Source organism: Arthrobacter sp. UYCu712 (assembly GCF_040547005.1).
GTDB lineage: Bacteria > Actinomycetota > Actinomycetes > Actinomycetales > Micrococcaceae > Arthrobacter.
In genome coordinates this window covers 58712-75780 of sequence record NZ_JBEPOZ010000016.1, presented here as the reverse complement: position 1 = coordinate 75780, position 17069 = coordinate 58712, and the positions used below count along the sequence as shown (strand labels likewise).

Genomic DNA, 17069 nt, shown 5'->3' with positions numbered 1-17069 from the left:
GGACTTACGAACATGGCTATCACTGTCACTGACCACCTGCCGGTGGACCGCGCCGAAGAGATCCTCACCCCCAAAGCTCTGGCCTTCCTGGAGGGGCTGCACCAGCGCTTCGCCGGCACGCGCAATGAGCTGCTCGAGGCCCGCCAGGCCAAGCGCGACGGCGTCGCCCGCACCAGCCGCCTGGACTTCCTCCCGGAGACCCAGCAAATCCGCGACGGCGACTGGAAGGTCGCCGAGGCGCCCGCCGCGCTGCAGGACCGCCGCGTCGAGATGACCGGCCCGGCCACCCCGGCCAAGATGGCCATCAACGCCCTGAACTCCGGCGCCAAGGTCTGGCTCGCGGACCTCGAGGACGCCAGCACCCCCACGTGGGCCAACGTCATCGACGCCATCCTGAACCTGCGGGACGCCGCCACGGGCAGCCTGAGTTACACCTCGCCCGAAGGCAAGGAATACAAGCTCCGCACGGACGCTCCGATCGCCGTTGTGGTGGCCCGTCCGCGCGGCTGGCACCTGCCGGAAAAGCACCTACTGATCGACGGCGAACCCGCCGTGGGTGCGCTGGTTGACTTTGGCCTGCACTTCTTCCACGTGGCCAAGCAACTGGTGCTCAACGGCCAGGGCCCGTACTACTACCTGCCCAAGATGGAGTCTCACCTTGAGGCCCGCCTCTGGAACGATGTGTTCGTCTTTGCGCAGGACTTCCTGGGCCTTGGACAGGGCACCATCCGCGCCACCGTGCTGATCGAGACCATCCCGGCCGCGTTCGAAATGGACGAGATCCTCTACGAACTGCGCGACCACGCGTCCGGCCTGAACGCCGGCCGCTGGGACTACCTGTTCAGCATCATCAAGTACTTCCGTGACGCCGGCGAGGAATTTGTGCTCCCGGACCGTGCCTCGGTGGTTATGACCGCACCGTTTATGCGCGCCTACACCGAGCTCCTGGTGAAGACCTGCCACAAGCGCGGCGCCTTCGCCATGGGCGGCATGGCTGCCGTCATCCCCAACCGCCGGCACCCCGAAGTCACCGAGGCCGCCTTCGCCAAGGTCCGCGCCGACAAGACCCGCGAGGCCAACGACGGATTCGACGGCTCCTGGGTGGCCCACCCGGACCTGGTCCCCACCTGCCGCGAGGTGTTCGACGCCGCGCTCGGCGAGCGCCCCAACCAGCTGGACAAGCAGCGCCCCGAAGTTTCGGTCACCGCGGACCAGCTGCTGGACATCGCCTCGGCTGACGGGCAGGTCACCGAAGGCGGGCTGCGCCTGAACCTGTATGTCGCCGTCGCCTATACCGCCGTCTGGCTCTCCGGAAACGGGGCCGTGGCCATCCACAACCTGATGGAGGACGCCGCCACCGCGGAAATCTCCCGCTCGCAGGTGTGGCAGCAGATCCGCAACAAATCCGTCCTCGCGGACACCGGAAACACGGTCACCCGCGAACTGGTGGAGCGGATCCTGGGCGAGGAAACGGAACGGCTCCGGACCGAATTCGGGGATGAGGCGTTCCGCCGGTACTACCAGCCGGCCAGCAAGCTGATCGCCGAGATCTGCCTGTCCGAGGACTACACGGACTTCCTCACCACCCCGGCCTACGAACTGGTGGGCTGAGGCATGGCGGTCTCCCCCACGCCGTCGCTCTCCGCGGCGGACCTCGCCGCCATCGACGCACAGCTGGCCGCCACTGACCAGCTTCTGGAACGCAATTACCCGGGCGACGACGGCACCCGCCAGCCCGTGCACACCGTGTACGTGCCGGCGGACCGTTTCACGCCGTCGTTCGCTGCCGACTGGGGCGCCCAGGCGCTCACAACGGCGGAGGCGCACGGCGGCCTCGAGAAGCTCGGCGGGCTGCTGGGCCAGGAGCCGGAGCTCGCCGCCGCCGTCGCCGCCCGGGTCGGCGCCAAGCTGCGCACGGAACCGATCGAGGACCTGCGCCTCGATTTCGAGGATGGCTTCGGCGACCGCGGCGATGAGGCAGAGGACGTGGCAGCGGTCGCGGCGGCCAACGCTGTGGCCGCGGCAGTTGCCGCCGGCACCGCGCCGCCGTTCATTGGCATCCGCTTCAAGTGCTTCGAGGCGCCCACCCGGGCCCGCGGCCTGAAGACACTGGACCTGTTCGTCTCCGCGCTCGCGCAGGCCGGCGGACTTCCTGCCGGACTCATCCTGACCCTGCCCAAGGTCACCACAGTGGCCCAGGTCCAGGCGATGGACTTCGCCGTGTCCCGGCTGGAGGAAGTCCATGGGCTTCCCGCTGGCCGGCTCCGCTTCGAGGTACAGGTGGAAACGCCGCAGCTGATCCTCGGACCGGAAGGCACGTCCCCTGTGGCGCAGTTGCCGCACGTGGTTCCGGGACGCATCAGCGCCCTGCACTACGGCACCTACGACTACTCCGCCTCGGTGCAGATCTCGGCCGAATACCAGTCCATGGAGCACCCCGTGGCGGACTTCGCCAAGGAAGTCATGCAGCTGGCCGTCGCCGGCACGGGCATCCGGCTCTCCGACGGTTCCACCAACATCATCCCGGTGGGCGACGCCGTCGAGGATGCCTGGAAGCTGCACGGACGCCTCGTCCGCCGCTCGCTGGAGCGTGGCTACTACCAGGGCTGGGACCTGCACGCTGCCCAGCTACCCAGCCGATTCGCCGCTACGTACGCGTTCTACCGCGAGGGCCTCCCGGCCGCAGCGGCACGCCTGCGCACCTACGTGGAACGAGACAACGCAGACAGCACCGAAGGCGGGGTCATGGACGAACCCGCCACCGCCCGGGCCCTGGCCGCATTCGTCTTGCGCGGCGTCCAGTGCGGCGCAGTGGGGACCGAAGAGGTCCAGGCGCTTGCCGGCGTCGAACTTTCCCAGCTGACCGCACTGGCGCACCCGCGGCTGGCACACTCCACTTCGAAGTAAGGATCCAATGATGGGCAAGTACTACTACCCCCAGGGCGGACTGCCGCCGCAGACCCACCTCACCACGGAGCGGGCCATCGTCACGGAGGCCTACACGGTCATCCCCAAGGGCGTCATGACCGACATCGTGACCAGCACCCTGCCGGGTTTCTCCAACACCCGCTCCTGGATCCTGGCCCGCCCGATCTCCGGGTTCGCCACCACGTTCTCCCAACTGATCGTGGAGATCGGCCCCGGCGGCGGCGCTCCGAAGGCCGAGTTTGAGCCCGGTGTTGAGGGCGTTGTGTTCGTCACCAAGGGCAAGGTCAACCTGACGCTCGACGGCGAACTGCACGCGCTCGAGGAAGGCGGCTACGCCTACCTGGCCGCCGGTGCCACATGGGGCCTGGAGAACGTCTCGGATGACATCGTCTCCTTCCAATGGATCCGCAAGGCCTACGAGCGGCTCGAGGGTTACGAGGCAAAGTCCTTCGTCACCAGTGATGCCGAGGTGGAACCCACCGCGATGCCGGATACCGACGGCGCCTGGAAGACCACCCGCTTCACGGATTCCAGCGACCTGGCCCACGACATGCAGGTGAACATTGTGACGTTCCAGCCGGGCGGGGTCATCCCGTTCCCGGAGACCCACGTCATGGAGCACGGCCTGTACGTTCTGGAGGGCAAGGCCATGTACCTGCTCAACAACGACTGGGTTGAGGTGGAGGCCGGCGACTTCATGTGGCTGCGCGCCTTCTGCCCGCAGGCCTGCTACGCCGGTGGTCCCGGCCAGTTCCGTTACTTGCTGTACAAGGACATGAACCGCCAGATCCGCCTCACTTAGGCTGCCGCTTACCGGCCCGCCTCTTTACTGGCCGGCCGCCGAAATCGCCGGAACCGTTTCCGATCGCTGCAACGTTACAGCGACCGGGATATGGTTCCGGCGATTCGCGTTTTCGTTGGCTTCGGGACTGCGGTCACATCCTGCGGTGAGCCTCTGTGACAAGACCGGCCACCGGGCCCCGTGATAGTCGTCGTAGGTCCGGCCGGGCTCTCCAGTGCGGACCTACACGACCCGAAGGATGGAAATGCACAGCGCCACAATAATGACCAGGAAGTCGTTGCTAGTTGGATCCGGCCTGGGCCTGCTGGCACTAGTCACCGGTTGCGGCAAGTCCGCCGCCGGGGCCGCGGCACCCTCGTCGGCCGCCGCCGCAACACCCCATGCCTGGTCCTACGACGGCGCCGAAGGCCCCGAACACTGGGGCGCGTTACGCTCCGATTTCGGCTCCTGCTCTTCCGGCACCGCCCAGTCCCCCATCGACGTCGGCGGCGGTTCCGGCCTTACCCCGGCGCCGCTCACCCTGGCCTATGCCGCCTCGGAAGGCGAGATGACCGACGACGGCCACACCACCGAACTCCGCGCCCTCACGGCCCAGGGCATCACAGTGGGCGGCAAGCAGTACGCCTTCACGCAGATGCACTTCCACGCCCCGTCCGAGCACACGCTGGACAGCGTCCGGCACGAGGCCGAGTTCCATTTCGTCCACCAGGCCGACGACGGCGGGCTGGCCGTCGTCGGGATCCTCGCCACTGTTGGGGCTACCAATGCGGCGTGGGCGCCGTTTACGGACGGCGTGCCGGCCGCAACCGGTGGGCAAAAGGTGGCGGCCGGCGTCGTGGACTTCCCTGCACTGTTCCCGACGTCGCTGGATCATTTCGCGTACGACGGCAGCCTGACCACTCCGCCCTGCTCGGAAGGCGTACGCTGGCTGCTCCTCGAGACCCCCATCGAGCTGGGAGCCGGACAGCTCGCCACACTGCGCGCGGCGCACGCGGGCAACAGTCGGCCGGTCCAGCCGCTCAACGGCAGGGACGTCGTCGTGGTCGATCAGTAGCAACGCGGCCCGGCCCGCGCCCCGTCCGGGTCAGACCGTGCGGCTCAGACTGTGGCGGGGTCCGTGTTGGCCCCGCAGAGGATCACGGCCACGCGTTCCTCGTCCGCCGGGACGTAGGCGCCGGAATGCAGGGCGGCGAAGGCTGTGGCCGCGCCGTGCTCCACGATGATGCGGTACTGCTCCCAGAGCAGGGAGCGGGCTGCCACGATGTCCTCGTCGGAGACCAGCACGGCGCGGACGCCGGTACGGACGGCCACTTCGAAGCCGATCCGGCCGATCCGCCGGGCCCCCAGGGAGTCCGCGGCGATCCCGGAGACGGCCACGTCCACGGGGGTCCCCGCTGCGAGCGCGGCGTGGAGGGTGGGCGTGGTTTCGGACTCGACGCCCACCACTTTGGCCCGGCCCTCCACGGCGGCCGCGACCCCCGCCATGAGCCCGCCGCCGCCCACGGCCACCACCACGGTGTCCACTTCGCCCAGCTGCTCCAGCAGCTCCGTTCCGATGGTGCCGGCGCCGGCGGCGATCTCGGGCTGGTCGTAGGCATGGCAGTAGACCGCGCCTGTCTCGGCGGCGTAGGCCATCGCGGCGTCGTAGGCCTCGGAGTATTCGGCACCGTGCTGGACCACGTTGGCGCCGATGGCCACGAGCTTCTTGACCTTCACGGCCGGGGCGGTCTCGGGCACGAACACCGTGGCAGGCACGCCGACTTCCGTGGCGGCGTAGGCGTTGGCGAGGCCGGCGTTGCCGCCGGAGGCCACAACGATGCCCACGTCGTCCTTCAGTTCGCCGCGTTCCCGGCAGGCCAGGACCCGGTTGAACGCGCCCCGGGCCTTGAACGTGCCGGTGTGCTGCATGAACTCGCATTTGAGCCACACCTCGCCAGGGAACGTGCCGCGGTCTGCCTCCAGCACGGGCGTGACGCGGATCCTCCCGGCAATCCGGGCAGCGGCTTCGTCGACGTCGGTGCGTGTGATCATGGGGAACTCCTCGTTCCGGGGTGTGGCCGGTTTCAATGTTCAGGCTATCGCCCGCGTGGGCGGGCTTTTAAACTACGCACGACGGCGGCGCCGGCGGCGATCGCCATCGCAGGGCGTAACGCTCGAAATATCCCCACGGGCGCCGGTGTTGCCCCGGATATGACAACCATCGGAATCATCGGAGCAGGACACATTGGCAGCCAGGTTGCCCACAAAGCGGTCGAACTCGGCTACGACGTCGTGCTCAGCAATTCCCGCGGCCCGGAAACGCTGGCCGCACTCGTGGCGGAACTGGGACCCCGCGCCCGGGCCGCGACGCCGGCCGAGGCGGCAGCGGCGGGCGATTTCGCCGTCGTGACCGTTCCCTTCAGGAGTCTCGGCGGCATACCCGTGGAGCTGCTGGCGGGGAAGATCGTGATCGATACCGGCAACTACTACTGGGAGCGCGACGGCCGGGTTCCTGCCCTCGACGCCGGTGAGGCCACCACTTCCGGTCTGGTGCAGGAACACCTGCCCACCTCCAAGGTGGCGAAGGCCTTCAACCACATCCGGTACAGCGAGATCACCACGGACGGCACCCCTGCCGGCACGCCGAACCGCCGAGCACTGGCCACCGCGAGCGATTACCCCGAGGCCAGCGAGCTCGTGAAGAAGCTCTATGACGAGTTCGGCTTCGACACGGTCAACATCGGCCCGCTCTCCGAGAGCTGGCGCGCGGAGCGGGACCGTCCGGCGTATGTGGTGCGGCAGAACGCTGCTGAACTCAGCGAGAACCTGGCCAAGGCGTCGCGGACCATCTGACGGGTTGGCGGGCGGCGCCGGCCCGCGGCAATTAGTCCAGTTGCGGCTGCGGGCCGGCACACGACCACGTCAAAATCTGTGGTGCAGTGGGGACCATTCGTTTCTACAATTAAGTGGCGGCAGCTGCAGCAATCAGCTGCACGGGCCGCGCCACAAGGAGGACCGCAATGGGTTTGGGTGAGGGGATCCACAACGCCGCGGAGAGGCTGCACGGCAAGGGAAAGAAGGTCGCCGGCGAGGTCAGCGGCAACGACCGCATGAGGGCCGAAGGCACGGCCCGCGCAGTTCGGGCCGACCTCAAGCAAGCCGGCGACAAGATCAGGCACGCCTTCAAGCGGCACTAAATTCGATTAATCGAACGGGCGGCTCTGCCAGGAACCGCCCGTTTTTCTATGCCCCGCCAGGGACTACTCCGAGGCCCCCGAGCGCGTGGCGTTGCTGGAGCGAGCAGATTTGCGCCTGTTATCGCGGGAGACAACGCATTTGGCTGACTCTCGAAAAACGTGCCAAACCGGGCACCCATGGCCCTAACCGGGCCCAAATGCAGGCGCGGGATTGAACTACCGGATCACAAAATCATGATGAATCCGGCCCCCGCTCAGGCGGGGTGTGCTGTTGAAAATGGGACGGGCTGGCTGCGGCCGCCACACTGATCAATCGCGACAGGCTCAGTCGCGTCGGCTTAACCCTGCCCGAATTTTGGTGAATCGGATCCCTAATAGGAGCAAGAAAAATGTCTATCACTTTAACAATGAAAACCCGTTCAATCCGGGCACGAATCGCTCTGGTTCCGGCCCTCTCATTGGGTCTGCTCGGGGGTTCCGTGGCAATGCCCCCCGGCCCAAGCTGACGAATATCGCTGCGAATCGGGCCCACATCATGCAACCTGGGGTAAGCGCCGAATGGGCCTGGAGGTAACGGCCGTCGACGGCTCGGCTCCTGCCCGCCGGAGAGTCCTGGTGCGCACCGTGGTGAAGCTGCTGCCGTGGGAGGTATCCCATTTTTTCGTGTGGCAGATGATGTGGACGTTCTACCTCCATGGCTATGACGCTTCGCCGCCATTGTGGGTCTTTCTGGGGCTGCAGGCCGTTACTGCCGCCGCAATCGCCGGGCGGGCACGCGGTGGACTGGCTGACTGCCGGGACCTATGACCGGAGCGTCGGATTCTCCCTCTTCACTCTGCAGATCACCCACAAGATCGACGAGAACACCGATACCGAACGCGACCACATTGTCTCAAGCATCGTCAAGACCGATCCCGCGGCGAAGGTGGAGGTGCTTCGTGACTTCTCCACCGGCTACCACACCCGCAACGGCGGAGGCGATACCATCACCACCGACGGCGACCTTCCCATCGTGGATCTGGGACTAATCACGGCGGCCCTGGGGCCGGCCCAACATTCGCCCAGCGACAGCCGAAACAAGAGGCCGGCGCCCACCATCGTGGGGGCACTTCTCGCGGGTGCACGGGCAGTGGCCGCCATCGTCGCAGTGGTGTCCGGTTTCCTGTCCCCGGACGATCTGCTGCAGGGCGTCAGCATTCAATCGGACGACGGACTGGGCCTGACCAGGCTGAGATCGTCCTCTACGCGGGACTGTGCTTCGTTGGCTTCGTTGGCCTCGTTGCCCTCGGCGAACTTCTGCTGGCCTGGTTCGTCTTCCTTGGCAGCAACCGGGCCCGCGTCACCGCCATGGCCCTGAGTACAGTAGCCATCGCCATCCAGGCGATCGACGTTGTGAACGGCGGCCCCTTGGCAACACTGGAAGCAAACCTGCCCGGCCTCACCCTGGACATCCTGCTGATCCTCGCCCTTTCCAGCGAAAGGGCCCGCATCTACGCGCGGCGAGACCGCAAAGAGCCCAAACGGGATTCGACGCGCCCCGGCGGCCGCGCGGCGTTCTGAGCTGCGGCAAGTCCCCTCGGCGCCTTCGAGCCCCCGCTTATCCCAACACCCCCTTGACTCCCGCGCCCACCTTCCCTAAACTTTTCATAAAGCAGAATCTAAATTCCACAAAGCGGAAACTCGATAGACTGAACCAGCCAAGAGCCAAGCAGCCGGGAAGATAGATCAAAGCCCTCCTCGGAAGGACCTACGATGACGTACACAGTGAACTGCTCCATCCTCTTGACGGAGCTTCCCCTGCTCGAGCGCCCCGCAGCCGCAAAGGCTGCCGGCTTTGACGCCGTCGAGTTCTGGTGGCCCTTCGACACCTCCGTCCCCACGGACGCCCAGGTCACCGGGTTCGAGAACGCCATCAAGGACGCCGGCGTCCAGCTCACGGGCCTGAACTTCAACGCCGGCAACATGCCCGGCGGCGACCGCGGCCTGGTTTCCTGGCCCGCCCGCTCCACCGAATTCCTGGACAACATCGACGTCGTTGCCGGCATCGGCGAGCGCCTCGGCTGCAAGGCGTTCAACGCCCTCTACGGCAACCGCGTCGACGGCGAATCGGCTGAAAAGCAGGACGCCATCGGCGCCGAAAACCTCGCCGCGGCAGCTGCCGGCGTTGCGGGCATCGGCGGCACCGTCCTCCTCGAACCCGTCAGCGGTGCACCCAAGTACCCGCTCCTCACGGCTGAAGACGCACTCAAGGTGATCGCCCGGGTCAAGGCGGAATCCGGCGTAGAGAACGTCAAGCTCCTCGCGGACTTCTACCACCTGGCAGTCAACGGGGACGACGTCGCAGCCGTCATCGAAAACCACGCCAAGGACTTCGGCCACATCCAGATTGCCGACAACCCCGGCCGCGGGGCTCCCGGAACCGGCGAGCTTCCCCTCGGCGAATGGATCGCCCGCAGCCGCGAACTCGGCTACGACGGCTACATCGGCCTCGAATACAAGGAACCGGCGGAAACCGCGTTCGCCTGGGCCATCCGCCAGCGCGTCGCCCGCTAACCACCGCCAGCACCGCCAACAGACTTTCAGTGAAGGAACCACAATGAGCAACGTTGCAGTCATCGGACTCGGCATCATGGGCCTCCCCATGGCCATCAACCTCGTCAAGGCCGGCCACAGTGTCACCGGCTTCAACCGCAGCCAGGACAAGATCGACAAGCTCGTCTCCGAAGGCGGCCAGGGTGCTACGAGCATCGCGGAGGCCGTCAAGGATGCCGACGTCGTCATCACGATGGTGCCGGACTCCCCCGATGTCGAGGGCGTAGTCAGCGGCAAGGACGGCGTCTTCGCCAACGCGAAGAAGGGCACCTTGTGGATTGACGCCAGCAGCATCCGCCCGGATGTCGCCAAGCGCCTCGCTGACGATGCCAAAGAAGCCGGCATCCGCCCCCTCGACGCCCCGGTCTCCGGCGGTGAACAGGGCGCCATCAACGCAGCTCTCTCCATCATGGTGGGGGGCGAGGCAGCCAACTTCGAGGCAGCACAGCCGGTCCTCACTGCCGTCGGCAAGACCATCGTCCACGTCGGCCCCTCCGGCTCCGGCCAGACCGTCAAGGCAGCCAACCAGCTGATCGTGGCCGTCAACATCCAGGTCCTCGGCGAAGCAATCGCCTTCCTTGAGGCCTACGGCGTGGACACCGACGCCGCCCTCAAGGTCCTCGGCGGCGGCCTGGCCGGCTCCAAGGTCCTCGACCAGAAGGGCCAGAAGATGCTTGACCGCAACTTCGACCCCGGCTTCCGTCTGGCCCTCCACCACAAGGACCTCGGCATCGTTACCTCCGCAGCCCGCGAAGCCAACGTCGCCATCCCCCTCGGCGCCGTCGTCGCACAGCTCGTCGCCGCAACCGTCAACCAGGGCGACGGCGGACTGGACCACTCGGGCCTCTTCAAGCAGGTCCTGCAGCTCAGCGGCCGCAAGTAGGAGCAGCGCCGACCGACCACAACTGGGGCACTTCGACACGGACACGCCGGCCGCCGTCGTAATTTACGACGACGACTCCCCCAAAGTGCCCCGCGACCGTTCGCCGGGCTACTTAAGCACACCAAATTTCGGGTCTCAACAGGCTCGACCACCACTTTCAAGGAGTACACAATGACTAAGATGCGCACCGTTGACGCTGCCGTCGCGATCCTGGTAAAGGAAGGCGCCATCGAGGCGTTCGGCCTGCCAGGAGCGGCCATCAACCCGTTCTACTCCGCCATGCGGAAGAACGGCGGCGTCCGCCACACGCTGGCCCGCCACGTTGAAGGCGCCAGCCACATGGCAGACGGCTACTCCCGAGCCAAGGATGGCAACATCGGCATCTGCATCGGCACCTCGGGCCCTGCAGGCACTGACATGATCACCGGCCTGTACGCGGCGTGGGCCGATTCCATCCCCATGCTCTGCATCACCGGCCAGGCCCCCGTGGCCAAACTGCACAAGGAAGACTTCCAGGCCGTGGACATCCAGACCATCGCCGCCCCGGTCACCAAGATGTCCATGACCGTCATGGAGCCCGGCCAGGTTCCGGGCGCCTTCCAGAAGGCCTTCCAGCTCATGCGCTCCGGCCGCCCGGGCCCGGTCCTGCTGGACCTGCCCATCGACGTGCAGATGGCCGAGATCGAATTCGACATCGACACCTACGAGCCCATCGTTGTCCAGAAGCCCACGGCCAGCCGCAAGCAGCTGGAGAAAGCCCTGGACATGCTGACCGCAGCCGAGCGCCCGCTGATCGTTGCCGGTGGCGGCATCATCAACGCCGGCGCCTCCGCGGAACTGGTGGAACTGGCCGAACTGCTGAACGTTCCGGTCATCCCCACCCTGATGGGCTGGGGCGCCATCGCCGACGACCACCCGCTGATGGCCGGCATGGTGGGCCTGCAGACCAGCCACCGCTACGGAAACGAGACCATGCTGGCCTCAGACTTCGTGATCGGCATCGGCAACCGCTGGGCCAACCGCCACACCGGCGGCCTGGACACCTACACGGCCGGCCGCAAGTTCGTGCACATCGACATCGAGCCCACCCAGATCGGCCGCGTGTTCTCCCCGGACCTGGGCATCGCGTCCGACGCCGGTGCGGCGCTGACCGGCCTGATTGAACTCGCCAAGGAGCGCAAGGCAGCAGGATCCCTGCCGGACTACAGCGCCTGGGCTGCCGCGTGCCAGGACCGCAAGGCCTCCCTGCACCGCAAGACGCACTTCGAGAACATCCCCATCAAGCCGCAGCGCGTGTACGAGGAGATGAACAAGGCCTTCGGTCGCGACACCACCTACGTCTCGACGATCGGCCTGTCCCAGATCGCCGGCGCGCAGATGCTGCACGTCTTCGGCCCGCGCAAGTGGATCAACGCCGGCCAGGCAGGCCCCCTGGGCTGGACCGGCCCCGCCGCACTTGGCGTGGTCCGCGGCAAGCCGGATGAGACCGTCGTGGCGCTGTCCGGCGACTACGACTTCCAGTTCATGATCGAGGAACTGGCCGTGGGCGCCCAGTTCAACATCCCGTATATCCACGTGGTGGTGAACAACTCCTACCTAGGCCTCATCCGCCAGTCCCAGCGCGGCTTCAAGATGGAGCAGAACGTGTCCCTGGCGTTCGAGAACATCAACTCCCCCGAAACCAACGGCTACGGCGTGGACCACCTGAAGGTTGCCGAGGGCCTGGGCTGCAAGGCCGTCCGCGTGCTGGACCCGGCGGATCTGCCGTCAGCGTTCGACAAGGCCAAGGCCCTGATGGGCGAGTTCCAGGTTCCCGTGGTGGTTGAAGTGATCCTGGAAAAGATCACCAACATCTCCATGGGTGTGGAAATCAACGCCGTGAACGAGTTCGAGGAACTGGCCGAAACCGCTGCGGACGCCCCCACCGCCATCCTGGCACTGCAGGCGTAAACCATGCGGATCGTCATTGCGCCGGACAAGTTCAAGGGATCTCTCTCCGCCCCGGACGTCTGCAGGCACCTGGAAAAGGGCCTGCAGGCGGGCGCCGGCGGCAACCTTGAGGTCATCCGGATTCCCGTGGCCGACGGCGGCGAGGGCACCCTCGACGCCGCCGTCGGCTCCGGTTTCACCCGGCGCACCGTCACGGTGGCCGGCCCCACCGGCGAACCCGTGGACGCGGAGTTCGCCGTCCGGAACCACGAGGCCGTCATCGAAATGGCCACCGCCTCCGGGCTCGCGCTGCTGCCGCAGGTCATGGCCGGTGGCCGGCCGGATCCGGAAACAGCCGCCACGGCCACCAGCCGGGGCACCGGCCAGCTGATCCGCGCCGCCCTGGATGAGGGCTGCCGCCGCATTGTGCTGGGCGTTGGGGGAAGCGCAAATACCGACGGCGGCGCCGGACTCCTGCAGGGGCTCGGCGCCAGGTTCCTGGACCGCCAGGGCAACGAACTCCCGTCCGGCGGTGCCGCGCTGGCCAATCTCCACAGCATCGACTTCACCGACTTTGAGCCCCGTCTGGTGGATACACGCTTTGTGCTGGCGTCCGACGTCGACAACCCCCTGCTGGGCGCCCAGGGCGCCGCGGCGGTTTTCGGCCCGCAAAAGGGCGCCACACAACAGGATGTCGACACGCTCGACGCCGCCCTGGCCAGGTTTGTCGAAGTCCTGGCCAGGGAAATCGGATTCCGTGCTGTTAGGGCAGCCGAAGCGCCCGGCGCCGGCGCAGCAGGCGGCGTGGGCTTCGCGGCCATCGCAGTCCTGGCCGCCACCCGGCGCCCGGGCATCGACGTGGTCCTCGGCTTCACCGGCCTGGCCGAACGCCTGGCCGGCGCCGACCTGGTGATCACCGGCGAAGGCAGCCTGGACGAACAAAGCCTGCTGGGCAAGACCCCCATCGGGGTGGCCCGGGCCGCAGCAGCGCAGGGCGTGCCCGTGATCGCCGTCTGCGGCCGCACCACGCTGGCTCCCGACCAGGCGACAGCCGCCGGCTTCGAGCACATTTATGCTTTGACCGCGCTGGAAAGCAATGTAGACAGGTGCGTAGCAGAGGCGGGAGCGCTTCTCGAGCAGCTGGGCACCCGGATCAGCGGCTGGCTGGCGGCCGAAAAGCCCGCCGGCGCCGCCCAAACCAAGGAGGACCTCCGTGTCTGAAGAACGTTTTGACCTGATCATCCGCGGCCGGCGCATCCTCACCACCGCCGGGATCGCCCCGCGCGAAGTAGGCGTCCGCGGCGGCAGGATCGTGGCCCTGGAACCGTTGGGCAACGGCCTGGCCGGCACCGAGATCATCGAACTGGCCGACGACGAGACCCTCCTTCCCGGCCTCGTGGACACGCACGTGCACGTCAACGAACCCGGCCGCACCGAGTGGGAGGGCTTCGCCTCCGCCACCCGCGCAGCCGCAGCGGGCGGCGTGACCACCATCATCGACATGCCGCTGAACTCGATCCCGCCCACCACCACCGTGGAAGGCCTCAAGCTCAAGCGCGAAGTCGCCGAGGACCAGGCGTTCGTTGACGTGGGCTTCTGGGGCGGTGCAGTGCCCGGCAACAAGGCAGACCTGCGGCCGCTGCACGACGAGGGCGTCTTCGGCTTCAAGTGCTTCCTCCTGCACTCCGGCGTGGACGAATTCCCGCACCTGGAAGCGGATGAGATGGAAGAGGACATGGCGGAGCTGAAGTCCTTTGACTCGCTCATGATCGTCCACGCCGAGGACTCGCACGCGATCGACCGCGCACCGCACCCCAGCGGCGACCACTACTCCACCTTCCTGGCCTCACGCCCCCGCGGCGCCGAGAACAAGGCCATCGCCGAGGTCATCGAACGGGCCCGCTGGACCGGCGCCCGCGCCCACATCCTGCACCTGTCCTCCTCGGACGCCTTGCCCATGATCGCCAGCGCCAAGCGCGACGGCGTGAAGCTCACCGTGGAGACCTGCCCGCACTACCTCACGCTCACGGCTGAGGAGATCCCGGACGGTGCCACGGCGTACAAGTGCTGCCCGCCCATCCGCGAGGCCTCCAACCGGGAACTGCTCTGGAAGGGCCTCCAGGACGGCACCATCGACTGCATCGTCTCCGATCACTCTCCCAGCACCCTGGACCTCAAGGACCTGGAAAACGGCGACTTCGCCGTGGCCTGGGGCGGGGTCTCCTCCCTCCAGCTGGGCCTGTCCCTGATCTGGACCGAGGCCCGGCACCGCGGCATTCCGCTGGAACAGGTGGTGTCTTGGATGGCCGGCAAGCCCGCCGCCCTGGCCAGGCTGGCCACCAAGGGCCAGCTGGCCCTGGGCTACGACGCTGATTTCTCCGTCTTCGCGCCCGACGAGGCCTTCGTCGTGGACGTCTCCAAGCTCAAGCACAAGAACCCCATCACCCCGTACGACGGCAAGGCGCTCTCCGGTGTGGTCCGCCGGACCTTCCTGCGCGGCCAGGAAATCGACGGCCGCACCCCCAGCGGACGGCTGCTCCGCCGCGGCGGAGTCTGACGGCTTCCATGGCAACCGAAGTCCATTCCCCACCAGGCATATATGCGCGCCGTCGGCCTAGTCCGGCTTCCGGACCGCGGCTCAGCGCGCACGGCCTGGCCGTCTGGGTAACGCCGGCCGCCGGCCGGGACATCGATCGCGCCGTGCTGGCGCGGGCCGCAGAATTGCTGCTGGCGCACGCCGAGAAGATTGCCCCGGGGGCGGACGTCCAGCTCTGGCCCGCCCCAGGGGCTGCAACGTCCGCCGACGGCGGAAACACCGTGCCGTCGCCGTCCCCCGCGGAGGACTCCCCGCAGGAGGACGACGACGGCGCCACCCTCCTGCCGCCGTCGGCCGGTCCCGCCAGCTTGGTCTGCGTGGACCTTGCCGCCGCCGAGGTGCAGCTGGACGGGCAGCGGGTCCCGCTGACCGGCGTCGAGTTCAGACTGGTGCGGTACCTAGTGGAGCATTGCTCCCACACCGTGAGCCGGGAAGAGCTCCGGCTGTTCCTTGAATATTTTGATTCCCCCGCGGCGGCGTCCCGTTCCATCGATGTGTACGTGGGCCGGGTGCGGCGCAAGCTGCGGGGCGGGCGGCACGCGATCGCCACGGTCCGCGGCGGCGGCTACCAGTTTGTGCCCGGACCCCATGCCAAGGTGCGCGGGCCAGCGGAATACAGCATCTGAACCAGTTGTTGTGCATCGGCAGACAGCTTTTTCCGCAACGAGACCCCTCAAGACCCCGAAGGAAATCCCATGAGCTCCAAACTGACCGTCAAACTCCAGCCCGGAACCCCCGCCCCGGACTTCACCCTTCCTGACGCCGCGGGGCAGAAGGTCGCGCTGGCCGATTACCGCGGCAAGAATGTCATTGTGTACTTCTACCCGCAGGCCGCCACCCCTGGCTGCACCACCGAGGCCTGCGATTTCCGCGACAACCTGGCGTCCCTGCAGGGTTCCGGCTATGAGGTGCTGGGCATCTCCCCCGACGCCCCGGAGGCACTGGCGCACTTCACCGGCGACTTCGCCCTCACCTTCCCGCTGCTCTCCGACGAAGACCACGCCGTGGCGCTGGCCTACGGCGCGTGGGGCGAGAAGCTGGTCAACGGCGAGGTCACCGAAGGGATCGTCCGCTCCACCGTAGTGCTCGATCCCGAGGGCAAGGTGAAGCTGGCGCAGTACCAGGTCAACGCGCGTGGCCACGTCGCCGCGCTGAAGGAAGGGCTGGGCGTCTAGCTACACTGCGATTACGCGGCGTTTTCGGACGCGCGCACCGCGGATCCGCGCAGCGCCCGTCCGAAATTGCCGCGGAACCGCCTACACCCGCGTCCCCGCCACAATGGTCGCCGTGGAGCGGAGCCGGATGGCGCCGTCGTGTTCGTAACGGCCCAGCAGCTGGAAGACGTCGGCGCGGATCAGCTCCCGGGAGTCCCGGTCCGCCCTGGCCAGCCCCACCCCCACGGTGGTTGCAATGTCGGTCATGAACTCCCAGTAAAGCTCCGGCGACTTGTGCACCAGGTCCGTGCTGACCTTCCGTTCGCTGACGTCGACCAGCCCGGCGTCCCTGAAGACCCTGCCCATGAACCCCGGCGCGGCGCACCGGAACAGCCCGGGTGCGCCGGTCTGCGGCACCGGCAGCTCGGTGTGGCGTGCGATCGTACCGAGGATCAGCGTGGCCCACGGGTTCTCGGCCGCCCTGCCCCAGACGGCGGCGCTGACCCGCGCGCCCGGCCTGGCAACGCGCGCCATTTCATTCACCGCCGAGGACACGCTGGGGAAGAACATCAGGCCGAAACGGCAGAGGACCGCATCGAACGTGTCGTCCCCGAACGGCAGGGCGGCGGCATCGCCGACTGCTGTGCGGACGTTCATGAGCCCGCGGCCCGCCGCTTTCTCGGAGGCAACCCGCAGCATCCCCTCGGAGAGGTCCAGCAGGTCGACGCTGCCGCGGGGGACGAGGGCGGCAGCCGTGAGACCAGGTTCGCCGGTTCCGGCGGCGACGTCGAGGACGGCGGAGTCCGGGCGGAGCCACGCCTCCTGGATCACCGCGTCACCGAAGGGTGCGTGCCAGCCGAGCACTTCGGCGTCCCATTTTCGCCAGCCTGCGGAGAACGCATCCCAGATGCTGCGTTGTTGGTCCCTGATCTGCTCCGCTGAGGCTGACATGGCGCTCCTAGGCTGTTCCGTGCCTTCCCCCACCCCAAGTGTGCTCCGCCGCCCCGGC

The 17069-nt window shown here is 67.4% G+C and carries 16 protein-coding genes and 1 pseudogene; 15 read left to right on the top strand and 2 right to left on the bottom strand.

Annotated elements, in window-relative coordinates:
• Window positions 1–12 precede the first annotated feature (12 nt).
• The 4 genes from aceB (at window position 13) to ABIB51_RS15440 (ending at window position 4784) form a co-directional block, all read left to right on the top strand.
• The gene (gene aceB / locus ABIB51_RS15455) at window positions 13–1611 is read left to right on the top strand and encodes a malate synthase A (RefSeq protein WP_354189518.1); all 1599 of its coding nucleotides are present in this window, start codon (window positions 13–15) and stop codon (window positions 1609–1611) included.
• 3 nt (window positions 1612–1614) lie between these two features.
• Window positions 1615–2907 (top strand): DUF6986 family protein, encoded by a 1293-nt coding sequence (locus ABIB51_RS15450; RefSeq protein WP_354189516.1) that lies wholly within the window; start codon window positions 1615–1617, stop codon window positions 2905–2907.
• A gap of 10 nt (window positions 2908–2917) precedes the next feature.
• Entirely contained in the window at window positions 2918–3730 is an 813-nt protein-coding gene (locus tag ABIB51_RS15445) for a bifunctional allantoicase/(S)-ureidoglycine aminohydrolase (protein WP_354189557.1), read from the top strand.
• 277 nt (window positions 3731–4007) lie between these two features.
• Window positions 4008–4784, top strand: a complete 777-nt coding sequence (locus ABIB51_RS15440) for a carbonic anhydrase (RefSeq protein WP_354189515.1) — start codon at window positions 4008–4010, stop codon at window positions 4782–4784.
• A gap of 44 nt (window positions 4785–4828) precedes the next feature.
• Here the strand turns inward: ABIB51_RS15440 and ABIB51_RS15435 are convergent, their stop codons facing one another.
• The gene (locus tag ABIB51_RS15435) at window positions 4829–5761 is read right to left on the bottom strand and encodes a threonine/serine dehydratase (RefSeq protein WP_354189514.1); all 933 of its coding nucleotides are present in this window, start codon (window positions 5759–5761) and stop codon (window positions 4829–4831) included.
• A gap of 159 nt (window positions 5762–5920) precedes the next feature.
• On the opposite strand from ABIB51_RS15435, the gene ABIB51_RS15430 reads away from it, so the two are divergent.
• The 11 genes and pseudogenes from ABIB51_RS15430 (at window position 5921) to bcp (ending at window position 16081) form a co-directional block, all read left to right on the top strand.
• Window positions 5921–6562: an NADPH-dependent F420 reductase gene (locus ABIB51_RS15430; protein WP_354189512.1), complete on the top strand. Its 642-nt coding sequence runs from the start codon at window positions 5921–5923 to the stop codon at window positions 6560–6562.
• A gap of 167 nt (window positions 6563–6729) precedes the next feature.
• Window positions 6730–6906: a CsbD family protein gene (locus tag ABIB51_RS15425; protein WP_354189510.1), complete on the top strand. Its 177-nt coding sequence runs from the start codon at window positions 6730–6732 to the stop codon at window positions 6904–6906.
• A 778-nt stretch (window positions 6907–7684) separates the two neighbouring features.
• Complete coding sequence (locus ABIB51_RS15420; protein WP_354189508.1) at window positions 7685–8263, top strand: LssY C-terminal domain-containing protein; 579 nt, start codon at window positions 7685–7687, stop codon at window positions 8261–8263.
• Entirely contained in the window at window positions 8254–8466 is a 213-nt protein-coding gene (locus ABIB51_RS15415; RefSeq protein ID WP_354189506.1) for a hypothetical protein, read from the top strand. The genes ABIB51_RS15420 and ABIB51_RS15415 overlap by 10 nt, the downstream gene beginning before the upstream one ends.
• 192 nt (window positions 8467–8658) lie before the next feature.
• Window positions 8659–9366 (top strand): annotated as a pseudogene (locus ABIB51_RS15410) (hydroxypyruvate isomerase family protein); the annotation flags it as partial.
• Window positions 9293–10381, top strand: a complete 1089-nt coding sequence (locus ABIB51_RS15405) for a 2-hydroxy-3-oxopropionate reductase (protein WP_354189504.1) — start codon at window positions 9293–9295, stop codon at window positions 10379–10381. The pseudogene ABIB51_RS15410 and the gene ABIB51_RS15405, both read left to right, overlap by 74 nt.
• Before the next feature lie 171 nt (window positions 10382–10552).
• Window positions 10553–12331 carry a glyoxylate carboligase gene (gene gcl / locus ABIB51_RS15400; protein WP_354189502.1) on the top strand — a complete coding sequence of 593 codons (1779 nt, stop codon included), beginning with the start codon at window positions 10553–10555 and terminating at the stop codon, window positions 12329–12331.
• A gap of 3 nt (window positions 12332–12334) precedes the next feature.
• The gene (locus ABIB51_RS15395) at window positions 12335–13531 is read left to right on the top strand and encodes a glycerate kinase (protein ID WP_354189500.1); all 1197 of its coding nucleotides are present in this window, start codon (window positions 12335–12337) and stop codon (window positions 13529–13531) included.
• Window positions 13524–14867: an allantoinase AllB gene (gene allB / locus ABIB51_RS15390; protein ID WP_354189498.1), complete on the top strand. Its 1344-nt coding sequence runs from the start codon at window positions 13524–13526 to the stop codon at window positions 14865–14867. The genes ABIB51_RS15395 and allB overlap by 8 nt, the downstream gene beginning before the upstream one ends.
• A gap of 8 nt (window positions 14868–14875) precedes the next feature.
• Complete coding sequence (locus tag ABIB51_RS15385; RefSeq protein WP_354189496.1) at window positions 14876–15532, top strand: winged helix-turn-helix domain-containing protein; 657 nt, start codon at window positions 14876–14878, stop codon at window positions 15530–15532.
• A gap of 69 nt (window positions 15533–15601) precedes the next feature.
• Complete coding sequence (bcp, locus tag ABIB51_RS15380) at window positions 15602–16081, top strand: thioredoxin-dependent thiol peroxidase (protein ID WP_354189494.1); 480 nt, start codon at window positions 15602–15604, stop codon at window positions 16079–16081.
• Between the two features lie 81 nt (window positions 16082–16162).
• On the opposite strand, the gene ABIB51_RS15375 is transcribed toward bcp, so the two are convergent.
• Window positions 16163–17011: a class I SAM-dependent methyltransferase gene (locus ABIB51_RS15375; RefSeq protein ID WP_354189492.1), complete on the bottom strand. Its 849-nt coding sequence runs from the start codon at window positions 17009–17011 to the stop codon at window positions 16163–16165.
• Between the last annotated feature and the right edge of the window lie 58 nt (window positions 17012–17069).